This is a genomic window from Paenibacillus sp. NMA1017 (assembly GCF_058895805.1).
On record NZ_JBZXYR010000004.1, the window covers coordinates 41436 to 55109 of the forward strand.

At 39.2% G+C, this 13674-nt stretch carries 15 protein-coding genes and 1 pseudogene; 3 read left to right on the forward strand and 13 right to left on the reverse strand.

Annotation, left to right across the window (positions count from 1 at the left end; translation table 11 throughout):
• The first annotated feature begins 201 nt into the window (after nt 1-201).
• Together AC5ELV_RS12385 and AC5ELV_RS12390 are read left to right on the forward strand one after the other, a co-directional pair.
• The gene (locus AC5ELV_RS12385; protein ID WP_493430443.1) at nt 202-1146 is read left to right on the forward strand and encodes a DMT family transporter; all 945 of its coding nucleotides are present in this window, start codon (nt 202-204) and stop codon (nt 1144-1146) included.
• A 75-nt stretch (nt 1147-1221) separates the two neighbouring features.
• Nucleotides 1222-2085 (forward strand): sulfurtransferase, encoded by an 864-nt coding sequence (locus AC5ELV_RS12390; protein WP_493430444.1) that lies wholly within the window; start codon nt 1222-1224, stop codon nt 2083-2085.
• A gap of 162 nt (nt 2086-2247) precedes the next feature.
• On the opposite strand, the gene AC5ELV_RS12395 is transcribed toward AC5ELV_RS12390, so the two are convergent.
• From AC5ELV_RS12395 to AC5ELV_RS12440, 10 genes are all read right to left on the reverse strand, one after another.
• Nucleotides 2248-2874: a class I SAM-dependent methyltransferase gene (locus AC5ELV_RS12395; protein WP_493430445.1), complete on the reverse strand. Its 627-nt coding sequence runs from the start codon at nt 2872-2874 to the stop codon at nt 2248-2250.
• Between the two features lie 21 nt (nt 2875-2895).
• Entirely contained in the window at nt 2896-3351 is a 456-nt protein-coding gene (locus tag AC5ELV_RS12400; RefSeq protein ID WP_493430446.1) for a DinB family protein, read from the reverse strand.
• Between the two features lie 23 nt (nt 3352-3374).
• Complete coding sequence (locus AC5ELV_RS12405; protein WP_493430447.1) at nt 3375-3923, reverse strand: GNAT family N-acetyltransferase; 549 nt, start codon at nt 3921-3923, stop codon at nt 3375-3377.
• Between the two features lie 165 nt (nt 3924-4088).
• Nucleotides 4089-4535 (reverse strand): hypothetical protein, encoded by a 447-nt coding sequence (locus AC5ELV_RS12410; protein ID WP_493430448.1) that lies wholly within the window; start codon nt 4533-4535, stop codon nt 4089-4091.
• A gap of 205 nt (nt 4536-4740) precedes the next feature.
• Nucleotides 4741-5325 carry a hypothetical protein gene (locus AC5ELV_RS12415; RefSeq protein ID WP_493430449.1) on the reverse strand — a complete coding sequence of 195 codons (585 nt, stop codon included), beginning with the start codon at nt 5323-5325 and terminating at the stop codon, nt 4741-4743.
• 280 nt (nt 5326-5605) lie between these two features.
• Entirely contained in the window at nt 5606-6130 is a 525-nt protein-coding gene (locus AC5ELV_RS12420) for a hypothetical protein (RefSeq protein ID WP_322154006.1), read from the reverse strand.
• A gap of 145 nt (nt 6131-6275) precedes the next feature.
• Nucleotides 6276-6626 (reverse strand): helix-turn-helix domain-containing protein, encoded by a 351-nt coding sequence (locus tag AC5ELV_RS12425; RefSeq protein ID WP_493430450.1) that lies wholly within the window; start codon nt 6624-6626, stop codon nt 6276-6278.
• A 183-nt stretch (nt 6627-6809) separates the two neighbouring features.
• Nucleotides 6810-7223, reverse strand: a complete 414-nt coding sequence (locus AC5ELV_RS12430) for a GNAT family N-acetyltransferase (RefSeq protein WP_493430451.1) — start codon at nt 7221-7223, stop codon at nt 6810-6812.
• A gap of 89 nt (nt 7224-7312) precedes the next feature.
• Nucleotides 7313-7762, reverse strand: coding sequence for a GNAT family N-acetyltransferase (locus AC5ELV_RS12435; RefSeq protein ID WP_493430452.1), 450 nt, complete (start codon nt 7760-7762; stop codon nt 7313-7315).
• A gap of 427 nt (nt 7763-8189) precedes the next feature.
• Nucleotides 8190-8759, reverse strand: a complete 570-nt coding sequence (locus AC5ELV_RS12440; RefSeq protein ID WP_493430453.1) for a TetR/AcrR family transcriptional regulator — start codon at nt 8757-8759, stop codon at nt 8190-8192.
• Nucleotides 8760-8998: 239 nt separating this feature from the next.
• On the opposite strand from AC5ELV_RS12440, the gene AC5ELV_RS12445 reads away from it, so the two are divergent.
• Complete coding sequence (locus AC5ELV_RS12445; protein ID WP_493430454.1) at nt 8999-9748, forward strand: SDR family oxidoreductase; 750 nt, start codon at nt 8999-9001, stop codon at nt 9746-9748.
• Nucleotides 9749-10111: 363 nt separating this feature from the next.
• Here the strand turns inward: AC5ELV_RS12445 and AC5ELV_RS12450 are convergent, their stop codons facing one another.
• The 3 genes and pseudogenes from AC5ELV_RS12450 to AC5ELV_RS12460 form a co-directional block, all read right to left on the reverse strand.
• Entirely contained in the window at nt 10112-10501 is a 390-nt protein-coding gene (locus tag AC5ELV_RS12450; RefSeq protein WP_493430455.1) for a hypothetical protein, read from the reverse strand.
• 222 nt (nt 10502-10723) lie between these two features.
• Nucleotides 10724-11075 (reverse strand): annotated as a pseudogene (locus AC5ELV_RS12455) (hypothetical protein).
• Between the two features lie 773 nt (nt 11076-11848).
• Entirely contained in the window at nt 11849-13570 is a 1722-nt protein-coding gene (locus tag AC5ELV_RS12460; protein WP_493430456.1) for a helix-turn-helix domain-containing protein, read from the reverse strand.
• Nucleotides 13571-13674: the final 104 nt, after the last annotated feature.

The following is a 13674-nucleotide window of genomic DNA, read 5'->3' on the forward strand; positions in this document are numbered from 1 at the left end:
TGCAGCAAAAGTTCTACGCAGCATCTTACTTAAAATCCTACCTCCTGCTCCCGATTATTATATTCTCAGGATTTTGCAAAATCCTAATACCATGGGAATGTCAGGTACGGTATAATGGGCTGTATTAAACCTAATTTTTTGAGATACCGATGGAAGGAATATAGACGCATTTACTTTCTTCCATACGGATGGAGCTGCCACATGAATCAAGCACACAAACCGTCGTTTTCCTTTGAATTATTGTACATCATAGGTATTATTGCTATTTCGTTCTCCTCGATCTTCGTAAGATGGTCTGAAGCCGAGGTGTCCGTCATCGCTATGTACCGTTTGTACCTAACCAATCTGATCATGCTGCCTTTGGTCTGGAAATACCGCACTGAGCTGTTTAGCCTGACCCGCAAGCAGTGGATGCTGATCCTCTGGTCCGGTATTGCGCTGGGGCTGCATTTCTTGCTCTGGATGGGCTCGCTGCGACTGACCACCGTTGCAAGCTCTACCGTTATTATGACATTGGAGCCGATCCTTGTCATGCTCGGTTCTTTTTTGTTTTTCCGGACGGGCACGAATCGCGCCATGCTCATCGGAATGGGTATGGCTTTTATCGGCTCACTGGCCATCGGAGCTGGAGACTTCCATGTCTCGGGACAAGCCCTGCTCGGGGACGCACTGTCCTTCTTGGGTATGGTAGCCGTGTCCATCCATATGCTGATGGGCAAGCATCTGCGCGAGCATTTGAGCGCGTTTGTGTATAATTTTTGGGTTTTCGCCATCGCAGCCACATCACTTGCGCTGTATAATGTGATCAATGCCATTCCTTTTACGGGATACGCTCCACGGGAATGGGGACTGTTCCTGCTGCTTGCCATTGTGCCTACGCTATTCGGACATTACCTGTTTAACTGGCTGCTCAAATACATTAACGCCACCGCGGTGTCGATGGCGGTACTCGGCGAACCCGTTATTTCTTCCCTGCTAGCTTGGGTGCTGCTCGGGGAAAGGCTGTCTGCCTTACAATTTGGTGCAGGCTTTTTCATTCTGTTCGGGGTATGGATTTTTATCCGATACGGAGCAGACTTTAAAAAGAAAGTCATCCATCAAAGTGAGTTGCCCGACACTGAGCACCCCCTGAAGGCCAGCTCTTAACTTATTTACCCCATTTTCATAAACCATACTCAATGGATTAAATTTACTGTTAAATAAAGGAAGGCGGAATTCTCTATGAAATCCATCGTATCCAAACGCTGGTTGTTGGCCCGATTATATGAGCCAGACATGATCATTGTCGACTGCCGTTCCCTGCTCGGACAAGCCGGGGCGGGACGGACTCAATTTAATGAAGACCATATTCCAGGGGCAGTTCACTTCGATTTGGAAGAAGACCTTACCGCTCCTCTTGGTGAGCATGGGGGTCGCCATCCATTACCTGATGTGGATACACTTGCTGCACGTCTAAGTCGTGCCGGAATCAATGCTGCTTCGCGTATCGTCGCTTATGATGACCAAGGCGGTATGATGGCTTCCCGCTTCTGGTGGCTCCTGCGCTATCTTGGGCATGAGCAGGTATATGTGCTGGAAGAAGGCTATAGCGCTTGGAAAGAAGCGAAGTTCCCCGTTACGTCGGACCAGCCGATTCGCATTCCCTCGACCTTTGTAGCAAATGTTCAGCCACAAATGCTCACAAGTATGAAAGAAGTACAACATATATCCGAAGATTCTGCTCCTGTTGGCTCCTATATCGGGTTTTCACCTATACTGATCGACTCCAGAGAGCGGCCGCGCTACCTGGGACTGGAAGAGCCCATAGATCAAGCTGCGGGGCATATCCCCGGTGCGGTGAATTACTTTTGGAAAGAAGTATTGGACGAAAAAGGCAGCTTTAAAAATGCGGAACAATTGCAGCAGCACTTTGCCGACCTTGATCCAAACGCAGAAATTATCGTGTATTGCGGTTCTGGCGTATCCGCCTGTCCCAATGTACTGGCCCTGAATGAAGCTGGATTTAGTAAGGTCCGTTTATATCCGGGAAGCTGGAGCGACTGGATCAGTTATGAGGAGAATCCGGTGGCTACTGGGGAGGAATAAAAAGTTTTCAACGGATATACAGGTTCTAAAGACAAATACACTGTCCTAAGCGATTAGGCTTACGGCAGTGTATTTGCTTTGTTTAAAAGTACACAAAAAATCAACTTGAGATAAGTGAAGCAATACAACGATGTAGTTGAAGTTGCTTGCTTTTTTGAATAGCTATCCAATCTTTTGAACAAATATATATCTTAATTCATACTCTTTCTGTTGTTTTTCTGCATATATCAGAGTTTCTCTTATGGAACCCGTTTCTAATATATTCAAATCATTAAAATGTTCTATTAAATCTTCTTCAGTAAAAAAGTGAGCATATTTCCCTTCCTTGTATTCATATGTTCCTTCCTCAACTTTCCTACCCATACCATTATTAAAATCGCGATCAGAAAAACATGTGAAATACATTACTCCCAATTCCTTCAAATGCTTCACGCAATTCTGTATCAGTTTTTTTCGATCTTCCAACAAAAATAAATGCAATAAATCATAACAATATATTCCATCATACCTTTGGCATGTACTAAACTCTAATACCGATTCTTGAATAAAATTCGTTTTTAAGTCCCATTCTTTTGCTAGATCTATAGCTGAACTAGATATCTCAATTCCATCAACCTGAAAATAAGAAGAGAACGCCTTCGTATTTCTTCCATATCCAGCACCAGGAACCAAAATATCATATACATTATTCTTTTTGAACAAATCTATAGCTTGGGTTACAGTTTGACTTGGTTTACAACCCCAAATCATCCCTTCTTCAGTAAATCTTTTGTTCCAATAATCCCCCATATGATTCACCCGCCTATATACTCACATAGCTCTTCTTTTAAGCTCATCAATCTGTCTGATATGATGTTGATCATGCCAGATAAAATCTCTTAAATATGATATTACAGTAAACTTCCCGTCAGCATATTCTTTAGTAAACTTGTCGTCTTCAAAACTTTCTATACTCTCCAATATCATGTTACGGTATTGAATAGTCATTTTAATTAATTCTTCTTTCGTTTTTGTTTTTCCATATTCAATAGCATCCTGATTAAATTGTTCAAAATCCATATGTGTTAATGTCAAAGGTGTATTGTTTAATATCGGATTTATGGCTGATTCATAAAAATATTTATCCCACAGTAGTATATGACTTACGATATCCTGAACCGACCATTTACCTTCAGCAATCGTTATTTGCCAATCCATTTCACGAATCTCAGAAACAAAACGGATCCATTCTTTGAACTCCTCTAGTAACCGTGACTTCTCATTCATGGTATCAAACCCCTCTTTTCAAATTATTCATTGTTCCTTTGCCATTCATCTGCTAAAATCGCATATTGATATGCATTATGCCAAATGGGTTGTCCTTTTTCCGTTTTATAAAAAAATGCTTTCTTCATATGGTGACCTTCTTTTCGCATCAACAAGCGCTCCAATAATCTCCACGATGAAGCGTTTTCTGGATTACACATCGCAATAATCCGATAAGCCTTTAACTCTTCAAATCCATATTGCAATACTCTTCTACTTGCCTCAGTAGCATATCCATTTCCATAGTATCTTGGGTTGAATATGTATCCTATTTCCCATGTTAAAAACTCAAACGGTACGGTTTGATTAAAATAAATGTGTCCTATCAATTTATTGTTTTCTCTTAATACAACTGCCATAAAAATATTGCTTTGCGATCGTTCCAATGTCATCTGCTTACAATCTTCCTCATTACAAACTTCCCCACGTTCATACTTCAATACTTCTTCTATTGATAAGTAATCATGTAGATCATTCCAATCATCAGATCGAAAATTTCTTATAAGTAATCTTTCTGACTCTAAATCTATCATAATTATCGCCTCTGATACGTTTATTTAGCCTTTGCCTGAATTACTTTTACCGATCATTTAATCCCTCTCCATTGAGAATTTTCTGCATACATTTTTCAGCCCTTGATTCCCGAGTTTTAGATTGTTTCGGTGCAGAAAAATACATAATAGAACTACTACGACCTTCTAATTTTCATTCATTCTATCTGCTCGTATCCAGCTCATCTCCTCAATGTTTAATAATTCTTTAAACTCTTCTACTAACTGATGCTTAGATTCCTGTTGTGTATAGTAATTATTATTCAAAATATCGTCTAATTGTTTTATTCGCTCATTATCTAGTTCAAAAAATCTAAATGTTTTTAAATTGCAATTTGTAAACTGTTTTGCTATTTTCTCATTGTATTCATTAGATCTCAGAACTTCTTCAATTAATTCAGTTCTGATTTTGTCCCCTCTAGGGTCAACATATAAAAATTCAATGTGATCTTCGTCTGGATATCTTTCTTCTGCAAGCTTAATAATTGAAGTATCTAATAACACATATGATATATGAAGACTTGCTATCTCTTGTGAATTGTAAACTACCCGGTATCCCCAACAGTGATCTTCAAAATTATAAAAATATAACACTGGGATTTTTTCTGAAATTCGAAATAGACTTTCCGGAATTTCTTCACTTACTTCTGTATCTTTGGTTACGAAAACAAACCATTATCATTTAAATCCTCCACGTATATAGGATCATGCTCAAGAATTGCTTCTTTATATTTCAATAGTGATAAGCTTCCTGAAGTCAATTCACTCATTGTTTTGGCTCCTTTTTAGTCATATTTCACTAATACTCTTCAAATTTATATTTTGTTAATTTATTTAATTCGATTACTTGTTCTTTATTAAAATAGCCCACTAGGCAGCCTTGATCTAAAATTGAAATATATAATTCCATGGATTGTTCAGTCTTTATTAACTCATTAAATTTCTTGAATATCTCCATATCCAACCAATCATCATCTACTTTCATTTCCCATCTTATAAGTTCATTCTTATATTCAAAAGAGACCCATGCAGTACTATTCTGAATATCTACGTAATCCGTTATCTTATTTAAATTAAGTTTTGTCATATTCTCTAATCGCATTATTACTCTTGCATAGTCTCCATGGTCCTCAATACTTTCCGTATCTAAATACCAAATTTCACCGGATACATTTATAAATTCATCATTCACTGCAACTTCTCCACCTAAAGTAAGCAATAGCAAGTTGTAGGGATCTTCTTCATATTCACTTCTTGAGATTTCTTCTAAAAGTAATTCTTTCTTTAAATCTGCTTTCATGAAGATACCCAATTCAGAAAGTTTGTTTAGTTGATCTTCAAATATTGTTTTCTTTTTCTTAAATAAACCAAACAACTTAAACACCTTCTTTTATGGTTTGCGTCCCTTTCCTAAAGCGTTCTTGTGTTAATGAACCTCGCTAGGGGTTGTCTTACCTGATCAAACTTCCTCGGAATGCCTCTTTCTTTGACAAAACTCCTATTTGGTTTGAATTATTAATATATCTCTTTGCAATTTCACATAACGTTTCTGTATTTATAAGCCTCGTCAGGCGTTGTCTGCTAAAGGCCTCTTCGAAATCCCTCTTGCAGATCGAAGCTCCGAAGGGGCTCAGTTTGAATATTATGTTACTCTTCTGTTGCTACTACTTAGAATCAGCATTCAATTTATTAATCTGTTGTGTATTTTCTATTCTTAGTTTTTCTATGTGTTCATTAATTATATTTTGCCCTTCAATTGAATTAAGAAATTCTCTGACCTCATTATCTATTGTCCTTCTCTTATTATACAAAATGGATTGTGCTTTTTCGGTTTTAAACCCAATTAGTGTTATTGCTATACCTAAGCTAATTAGTGTAAAGGCATCACTAAAAGTATTAACTTCTTTGACAGAAATATTGATCTTTATATTAGGCAAAACGATTATAGCCATCACCGCACACCCAAGAAATATAGAACGTAAACTGAATAGAAATTTACTTAGCATGAATCCTTTCTTTATCCATATGCCTTCAACAATAAATTCCAGCAAGTCATATAGTATAAGAAAGAACGCTGCAATTGAGATATATAACAACCATTTTCCAGTAGCATTCATAAAGGGGGTTAGTCTTAATACTGATAAAATAATAAAACCAACACCAGTTATCTTAGTGAAAGTTGTGGTCAAGATACTCTCCTCCTATTGTACCTTTTAGGCTTTGGGAATTGTAGATAACGTTCTTGTATTCCGAATCCTCACTGCCTTAAGGGACGTCAGCAATGCATCGTAAATGTGCTGTTATCTGATGTACGACCTTTTCCGAATGCTCTCTCTAATATTGTGTTCTCTGTGTTGTTGACTCCTTTAACCATTCATTTAATCCATCTTTACTTATATAAATATCAGTTCCAATTCTAATAATGGGAAACATTTTGCCAGAATATGAACCAGTGGTCTTTAATATAGTTTCCTCACTAGATATGATTGTTCTTACTTGGGGTTCAGTTATGTCCAAGTATTCAGCTGTTTCTTTGATTGTCATTAGTGGTTTATATTCTTTTTGATTTGTTCCGTCTTTATTCAGCTCTTTGTCTCCAGTGTGACTAATAAACAAGCCACTAATAACAATTGATAAACCTAATATGAAAGAACTAATTATTGTACTTAGATTTAGTTGCTTCATTGCCCTTGCCTCCTATAAATAAATTAATCATATTTCAGATAACGTCTCTGTATTCATGAACCCCGCATGGGGTTGTCTGCTGAAATCCCTCTTCGAAATCCAACTCGCAGACCTAGGCTCCATTGGAGACGTAGATTGAATATTATATTTTAAATGTCACTTCCTTCATTGATTTCCTCAACGTTAATTTTTGTTCAACTCCTTTGTCAGTATTATTTCCAGAGGTTCGTTCTCAAGCATTAAACATCCAGCATCTCTATATCCAAGCTTCCTATAAAAATGCTGAGCTCCTTCATTTGACTGTGTTGAGGTCATGACCATTTCAAAACCTTTTTGTTTCATTAACTCTTCCCAATACTGGACAACTTTTTTACCAATACCTGTTCCTCTATACTCCTCATCTATCCATATCATATTCATAAATGGTGTGTTGTCCCAGAAAAATCCGTATCTCATCCAACCTATTTCTTGATTAGATTCTCTAATTATTAGAATTTCATTTTCTTTTATTTTTGGTCTTATCAGTGTCTTATGTATGTGCTTGTCTCTTAACAAGATATACTCATAATCTGATTCAATCGCAAAATCAATCTTCATTGTAAATCCTCCCTTTCACTCTTTTCATTGAATATCTTCTTGGTAATACTCAGCACTGATGTCTCATAACGTTTGTACATTACATAAGTTTATAAAGTCTTTTTAAAAATGTATAAGTCACCTTCTTCTCTAACCTTAGTAAACCCACACTTTGAATAGAAGTGATGATTCTTCACACTCCAGCTAGGAGTATCCAGCCACCATTCAGTGCTGTCTGGAAATTTACTTTCAATTTTCTCCATCACCTTTGTTCCGATTCCTTGATTTTTAAAAATGGGATCAATAAAGATCCTTCCTAGATTATGCACTTGATTACATTCTACAAATATCATAGCTCCCCCGATTATTTTTCCATTAAAGAGTACCTTGAAATATTCGCAATTTTGCATCATCTCTTCTTGCCAACTTATGGAATCATATCCTATTGGCCCAACGGTTTCGTTGTTATTAAAATGCTTTGATCCATCCTCAAAACTGGCCTTTTGTATTTCAGCAAGTTTTTGTGCATCATTTTTTCTAGCTTTTTCTAATGTCAGCACCCAACATACCTCCATTGTCTTTTTATTTTTTCCGGGGTTGTTTGGTAAAATGCTTCCCCGAATTCCATCCCAGCAGGCCTAAGCTCCGTGAGGATTCGATGCTTGAATATTATGTTATCAGAAGTTACCGAACTTCTTCACTATGCATTCAAAATCAATCTGCAAATTTTTTTATCAGCGAATTTTCTTATATGGTCTTTTTTCATTTTGTAGTTTGATTATTAGTTCATATGCATCTCTTTCACTTTTCTGAGCTTTTAGTGACTCTTCTTCTGTTATTTCTATTTCTATCATTTGAACCACTATTCCACCAGCATCAAAACTAATGAATATTCCCCATCTCTTCGAATTATATCAATCCCATAATCGGCAAAGAATATATCCATATTATGGGTTCCAGCCTTAAAAAAGCCTCTAAATTAGAGGCTCATATGGACGATGTTCGTTCGTGTCCCTCGACACCACAATTCAGCAATTTCCAAAATTGTTCAACCATGACCGATGCCGGATATGGCATCGAACGGGTAATCCACCATTCCAATACCCCCACCGCCGCTGAAATTAAAAATTGCACCGTAATGTCCCTGTTCATTTCCTGATCGAGGTTGATCGAATCCAGATGCTCGCACAAACTTTGCCGAAACATTGCCTCTATTTGGTTTTGAAAAACCGTACTTCCCTTGTTCGTCAGCATTATAGAGTAGAATGAAGCATGCTGCTCCAAATATTCAAACGTACGCAGTAGTGCGGTTTTGGAAGGGAGATGAAAGAAGTTATCTTCAGACATACAATTGCGTAGTAACTCGTTAATTTGAGCTCCCATGCATTGATCACGCAGATCGTACTTGTCAGCAAAATGCAAATAAACCGTTCCACGATTGACATTTGCTTCCTTCGCAATTTGATTAATCGTAATTCTCTCGAATTCCTTTTCTGACATCAGCCTCATAAAAGCATCAATAATGGCTTGCCTCGATTTTTGAATACGCCTGTCCATATCCTTCTCCCCTTTGTACCATTCGAAAAAATGAACACTTCGAAGTCCTCTGTTGAAAAATCAACAACCACGCTTGTTTTAACCATTGAACCCCATATACCGCTCTGATACATTCACTTTATAAAATTTATGTTGATGATTCAACATATGTTCGATTTTAGAGAAGCTATAATCATGAAAGCTATTGCTTTACAATCTTTGGATAATTTAATTTACATTGAATTAGGAGGGTTTAAAAATTGAAACTTACAGGAAACACTATCTTTATTACAGGCGGCGGTTCGGGAATTGGACGTGCGTTAGCAGAAGTTCTCCACAAACTTGGAAATAAAGTTATTATCTCCGGTCGACGTAAAGAGCGTCTGGAGGAGACGATCAAAGCGAATCCCGGCATGTCCGCAGTGGAATTGAATGTACAAGATCCTGCCAGCATAAAGGCGGTCGCCAAGCAGTTAATCAAAGAATACCCGGATGTTAATGTCTTGATTAACAACGCCGGCATCATACAGTCCGATGACGCGGCGGGCGTGATCGATGAGGATGTTTTGATTTCGACTGTCACTACAAACTTGCTAGGTCCCATTCGGTTGACTTCTGCATTCATCGAGCATTTGAAGTCCAAAGAAGAAGCGGTTGTCATCAACACGACTTCAATACTTGGATTTGTACCATTAGCGACAACTGCTGTATACTCCGCGACGAAGGCAGCACTTCATACCTATACGCTGTCCCAAAGGTACACGCTTAAAGACACATCGGTAAAAGTAATAGAAATTGTACCCCCATGGGTTCAAAGCAACAACAATGAACCACGTGCGATGCCACTTGCTTCATTCATTGATGCAACAATAAAGATACTTGGCACGGATACAGACGAAGTTTTGGTGGAAGAAGCGAAAATGTTTCGAAATAACCCTGGCCCGAACGAAAATGTTTTTGTGACCCAGCTTAACGATACGATGAATTCTGAACCTCCAAAGATCCATTGATCCATCTGTAATTTAATTTTCAAAAATTTAAGCGAACATGAAGTAGACACTCAGCTTCGTCTACTTTATGTTCATTTTATTGCAACTTACACGCGGAGTAAGAAAAAACGCCTAGTGGTCACACCTATGTTTACCACTTAAATAATTTCGTTGATTTCACATAGCATTTGGGTATTCCTGAAGTTCAAACAGCCCTTTGTTAGGTGATATCGGGGACATCCTCGTCAGACTTAACAGGTCGAATGTGTCCGGTGAATCCGCTCCTTCGAAATGCCTCTTCCGGGCCAAAGGTCGGGCTTGTCCCAGCCAGATGCGTTGAATGCTATGTTAGATGACGTTCACTTTTTTCGAGTTAAGTAATTATTATTCTCGTTTCCATTTATGTGTTTCGAGTAGTTTTCCAGTTTCATAATAATACTTTATTACTTCAAGCATAGGAATTAATTCTATGCAAATGTTATCGCAATAATTGCCTAGCTGACCACCAGCAACCAGAAGAATTTCACTGTTTCCCTGTTTATCGTTCATAAGGGTATATATATTACCATCAATTGTAATAGACACTATAAAATATTCCGGTCCGCCTCCAACTAATGCTGAATCTGTGTCTGATACCTCAAAAAAAACTAATGTAAATTTATCTCCGTCGAGTTTTCTTAAAAAACTTAGAGTGTCTGCCCACGTAGGATTCATAACTATTTCTTCATTGAATGTGGTCCCAATCCATTCATCAATACTAATAGATTTTATCACTTTTTCTTTTCATCCTTTATAGATGGTTTTATTTATTCGGGGGCTTTCATCTAACGATTCTGCATTCACGATCCCAGCGAATGCTCGGGTGTCCTACAGCTATCTCCTTTTCCGAAATCCTTCAGCCGAACCGAGGAGCGAATGCGACGATGCTTGGATGTGATGTTATACAAAGGTACCATGAATTCATTAAATCTACTTACAAATCCTGCTTAATTACCATCACCATTCTCTCCATTCTTCTGTAATATCTTGATCTTCCTCAATTTCTAATCCAGCTAGTCTTGCTGCCTTATCTATAAAATTCAGCCAGTTCTTCACGTTCCATCGTTTCAATAAAATAGTCGTTCTTTTCATTCAATTCATTAAACGTAATTACAATTTCTTCTACAGCCTTCATAATACTTTCAGGATGTTTAGTTTCTTGTAATAATATTAATTGGTTTAGATAGTTATTCAGGACTTTATCAGACATTAATAATCTCTCTTCCGTAAAAAGGTCATCTCCGTATTCAACCATTCTTTTGTTCCATAATTGAGTTGGTTTTTCATTAAATAGGTCCTGTAATGTCATTGGGCATATCCCTCATTTTCTTGTTTTTGTTTTAATAGATTTTTAAAATTGTTGCATGGTATTTCACCTATGAGTTTGCTTACTAACTTGCTTTTCAGTTCACTTATCTTATTTTTTCTTTAATTCATCTTTTTTCATCTGTTAGCACACTTAAAGAAAGACCAATTACGGTCAACATCTGGTCATTCCAATTGGCTTGGAGGGTTTATTCCCTTCTAAGTCTCAGGTAATAAAAACCCACCTTCGGCTCTCAACCTTTAGGTGGTTTTTTACTTTCTCTTGTTGTTATTGATGCATGTTAAAAGTGCAAGAATAGATGTTCAAAATAGTAACATTAGAGTCACCGCATCTTTTACATCCATGGTCTCACTTACGAAGGAAAACCATGCCCACCCAAGAGTCTTTGTATCTATATTTTACCTGTATTCACGTTCGCAAACAAGTGTTCTCATTTATTTTCTTGCATTTTTCTTTTATTCTATTTGTTGTCCATCATTTCTAGCATATAACGTTTCTGTGTTCACAATGTTCCTCTGACTTATGCGAACGAAATGAGCGGCCGCCGTGCGTATGTGTCCGCCTGCCCCCGCTCCCTGGCAATCCTCTTTGCCGGACCGAGGAACCGCTAGGCTCCGATGCGTGGATATGATGTTATCTGATGGATTGGCCATAAAAAAACAGTTCAACTTTCCCTCTATGACATAAGGCAAAGATGAACTGTCTTTAGTTCCTGTTAAAATCTCTATGCGCACAAGTAGCAGCTTCTTCTCCCATCAAGCCAACAAAGCCTGAGCGATCTGATCCACAATGCCATTGATGCCTGTGGGTCCATAACAGCCGATCCATGTCGCGGCATCGACCGAGTGTGTGTGCTGGCGCTCAACGGTATCAAGCATTCCCCAGACACGTTGCTCTGTCGCGGATATTCCCTCCTGCATGAGTTCATGGCTAAGCAAGAAGTAATGGCTGGCATGTACAGCCGGTAGTCTGTCAACTGAGATGTGATAGGCCGTGTCGGAGGTATCTGCCACAAATAACGGAACAGGCAGACCTAGATCATGGTACAGCACAGCCCCTGTACGATGAGAGGCAGAATGCACGCGAACCAGAGAATCCAGCGGACGGATCAGTGCCACGCTCTTGCCTGCCAGAACGGGAGCAAGTTCTTCGGACAGCAATGTGGTTCGTCGGTGATAATCCGCTATAATACGCTTTGCCTCTTCTCGTTTGCCTGTCAGTTCACCGAACAGAGTCAGAATAGTCTGCCAGTCTTCATTGCGCTTAAACATGAGAACTGGAGCGATCCGGCTTAACTGTTCATAGTGCGGATCATGCACCTCGGTGCAAATAATCAGATCCGGAGACAGTCGTTCCACTGCAAGCAGGTCGGGGTACTCATATGTTCCGAGTAATTCAGTATTCTGAAGTCCTGCCCTGATCGTTTGAGGGAAATGTAACACTGCATTGCCTAGTCCTACACTACCTGCTGGAGAGAGGCCCAGCGCAAGCAAATGATCGGCATATTGCACATCGAGTACAGCGATACGCTTCGGAGATCCGATAACATAGTATTCCCCTCGCATATGGCATATCACCGAGCCTTGGGCCGACTCATATGAAGAAGCTGTGCGGTTCCGCTGCAAGGAATGAGCATAGTCTATATCTGTTTTCGAAGCGGCATCAAGCCTATAACGCAGCGGAGGGACGCCATAATATTTCTTAAACGCCCTACTGAAATAATACATGTCGCGATAGCCCATTCTGTCAGCAATTTCACCGATGGGAGCATCCGTGTGACGCAGCATCCGCGCTGCACTCTCCATGCGCAACTGAATGACATACTCAGTCAGTCCGAGCTGCTTCTCTTGTTTAAATCGTCGCTGCAGCTGTCTTAAGCTGCATCCAGCAAGGGCTGCCAGCTCTTTAAGCTCCAGATTCTGGCGATAATGCGACGCTATATATGAAGCGACAACATCCACCATGTCAGACGTTTCTCCTCCCTGACCACGTTCGTAATCCATGATCAGTTCGTAGATCATACCCTGAAGCAACGCATTGGCATGAAAACGTTCCATCCCTTCGCCACGACGCCATTTGGCAACGATTTTTTCTGCATTCTCGATCCATTCTGCTTGGGTTACCGAATTTTGCACAAATGAAGTGCGCAACGGATGTTTTCGATATGAAGGCAAAACAAGAGAGGCTCCCTCCATAGAAGAAGCCTTGTACATGATCACGATATAATAAATGTCGTCTGATCTGGCCGTCAGCGTTAAGGATGTCCCCTTAACAACATGACCAGCAAAAAAAGCTCCAATGTGGCAAACCTCACCATTCATTGCAAGCTCTCCTTCCCCTCCGTATGCCAGCAACAACACATTCGAGGTTAATTCCGTTTCGCGAAGAACACTGCCTGTCTGCAAAGTACCGCTAAACTCGTCAAGCATCTTGATCGTTGTATCACTCCATAGATTTGTCTGTTCTTGTAGCGGCATTTCTCTCATCTCCTGACAATAGCATCCTTTGCTAGAGTGACTCTCATGACTGGGCTTAACCAATTAACTACAACCAGGCCTGTTAGCAAAAGTAAAATTGTTGC

Coding starts and splice junctions, on each gene's coding strand:
- AC5ELV_RS12385 (WP_493430443.1), top strand. CDS start 202: ATGAATCAAGCACACAAACCGTCGTTTTCCTTTGAATTATTGTACATC.
- AC5ELV_RS12390 (WP_493430444.1), top strand. CDS start 1,222: ATGAAATCCATCGTATCCAAACGCTGGTTGTTGGCCCGATTATATGAG.
- AC5ELV_RS12395 (WP_493430445.1), bottom strand. CDS start 2,874: ATGGGGGATTATTGGAACAAAAGATTTACTGAAGAAGGGATGATTTGG.
- AC5ELV_RS12400 (WP_493430446.1), bottom strand. CDS start 3,351: ATGAATGAGAAGTCACGGTTACTAGAGGAGTTCAAAGAATGGATCCGT.
- AC5ELV_RS12405 (WP_493430447.1), bottom strand. CDS start 3,923: ATGATAGATTTAGAGTCAGAAAGATTACTTATAAGAAATTTTCGATCT.
- AC5ELV_RS12425 (WP_493430450.1), bottom strand. CDS start 6,626: ATGAAGCAACTAAATCTAAGTACAATAATTAGTTCTTTCATATTAGGT.
- AC5ELV_RS12430 (WP_493430451.1), bottom strand. CDS start 7,223: ATGAAGATTGATTTTGCGATTGAATCAGATTATGAGTATATCTTGTTA.
- AC5ELV_RS12440 (WP_493430453.1), bottom strand. CDS start 8,759: ATGGACAGGCGTATTCAAAAATCGAGGCAAGCCATTATTGATGCTTTT.
- AC5ELV_RS12460 (WP_493430456.1), bottom strand. CDS start 13,570: ATGCCGCTACAAGAACAGACAAATCTATGGAGTGATACAACGATCAAG.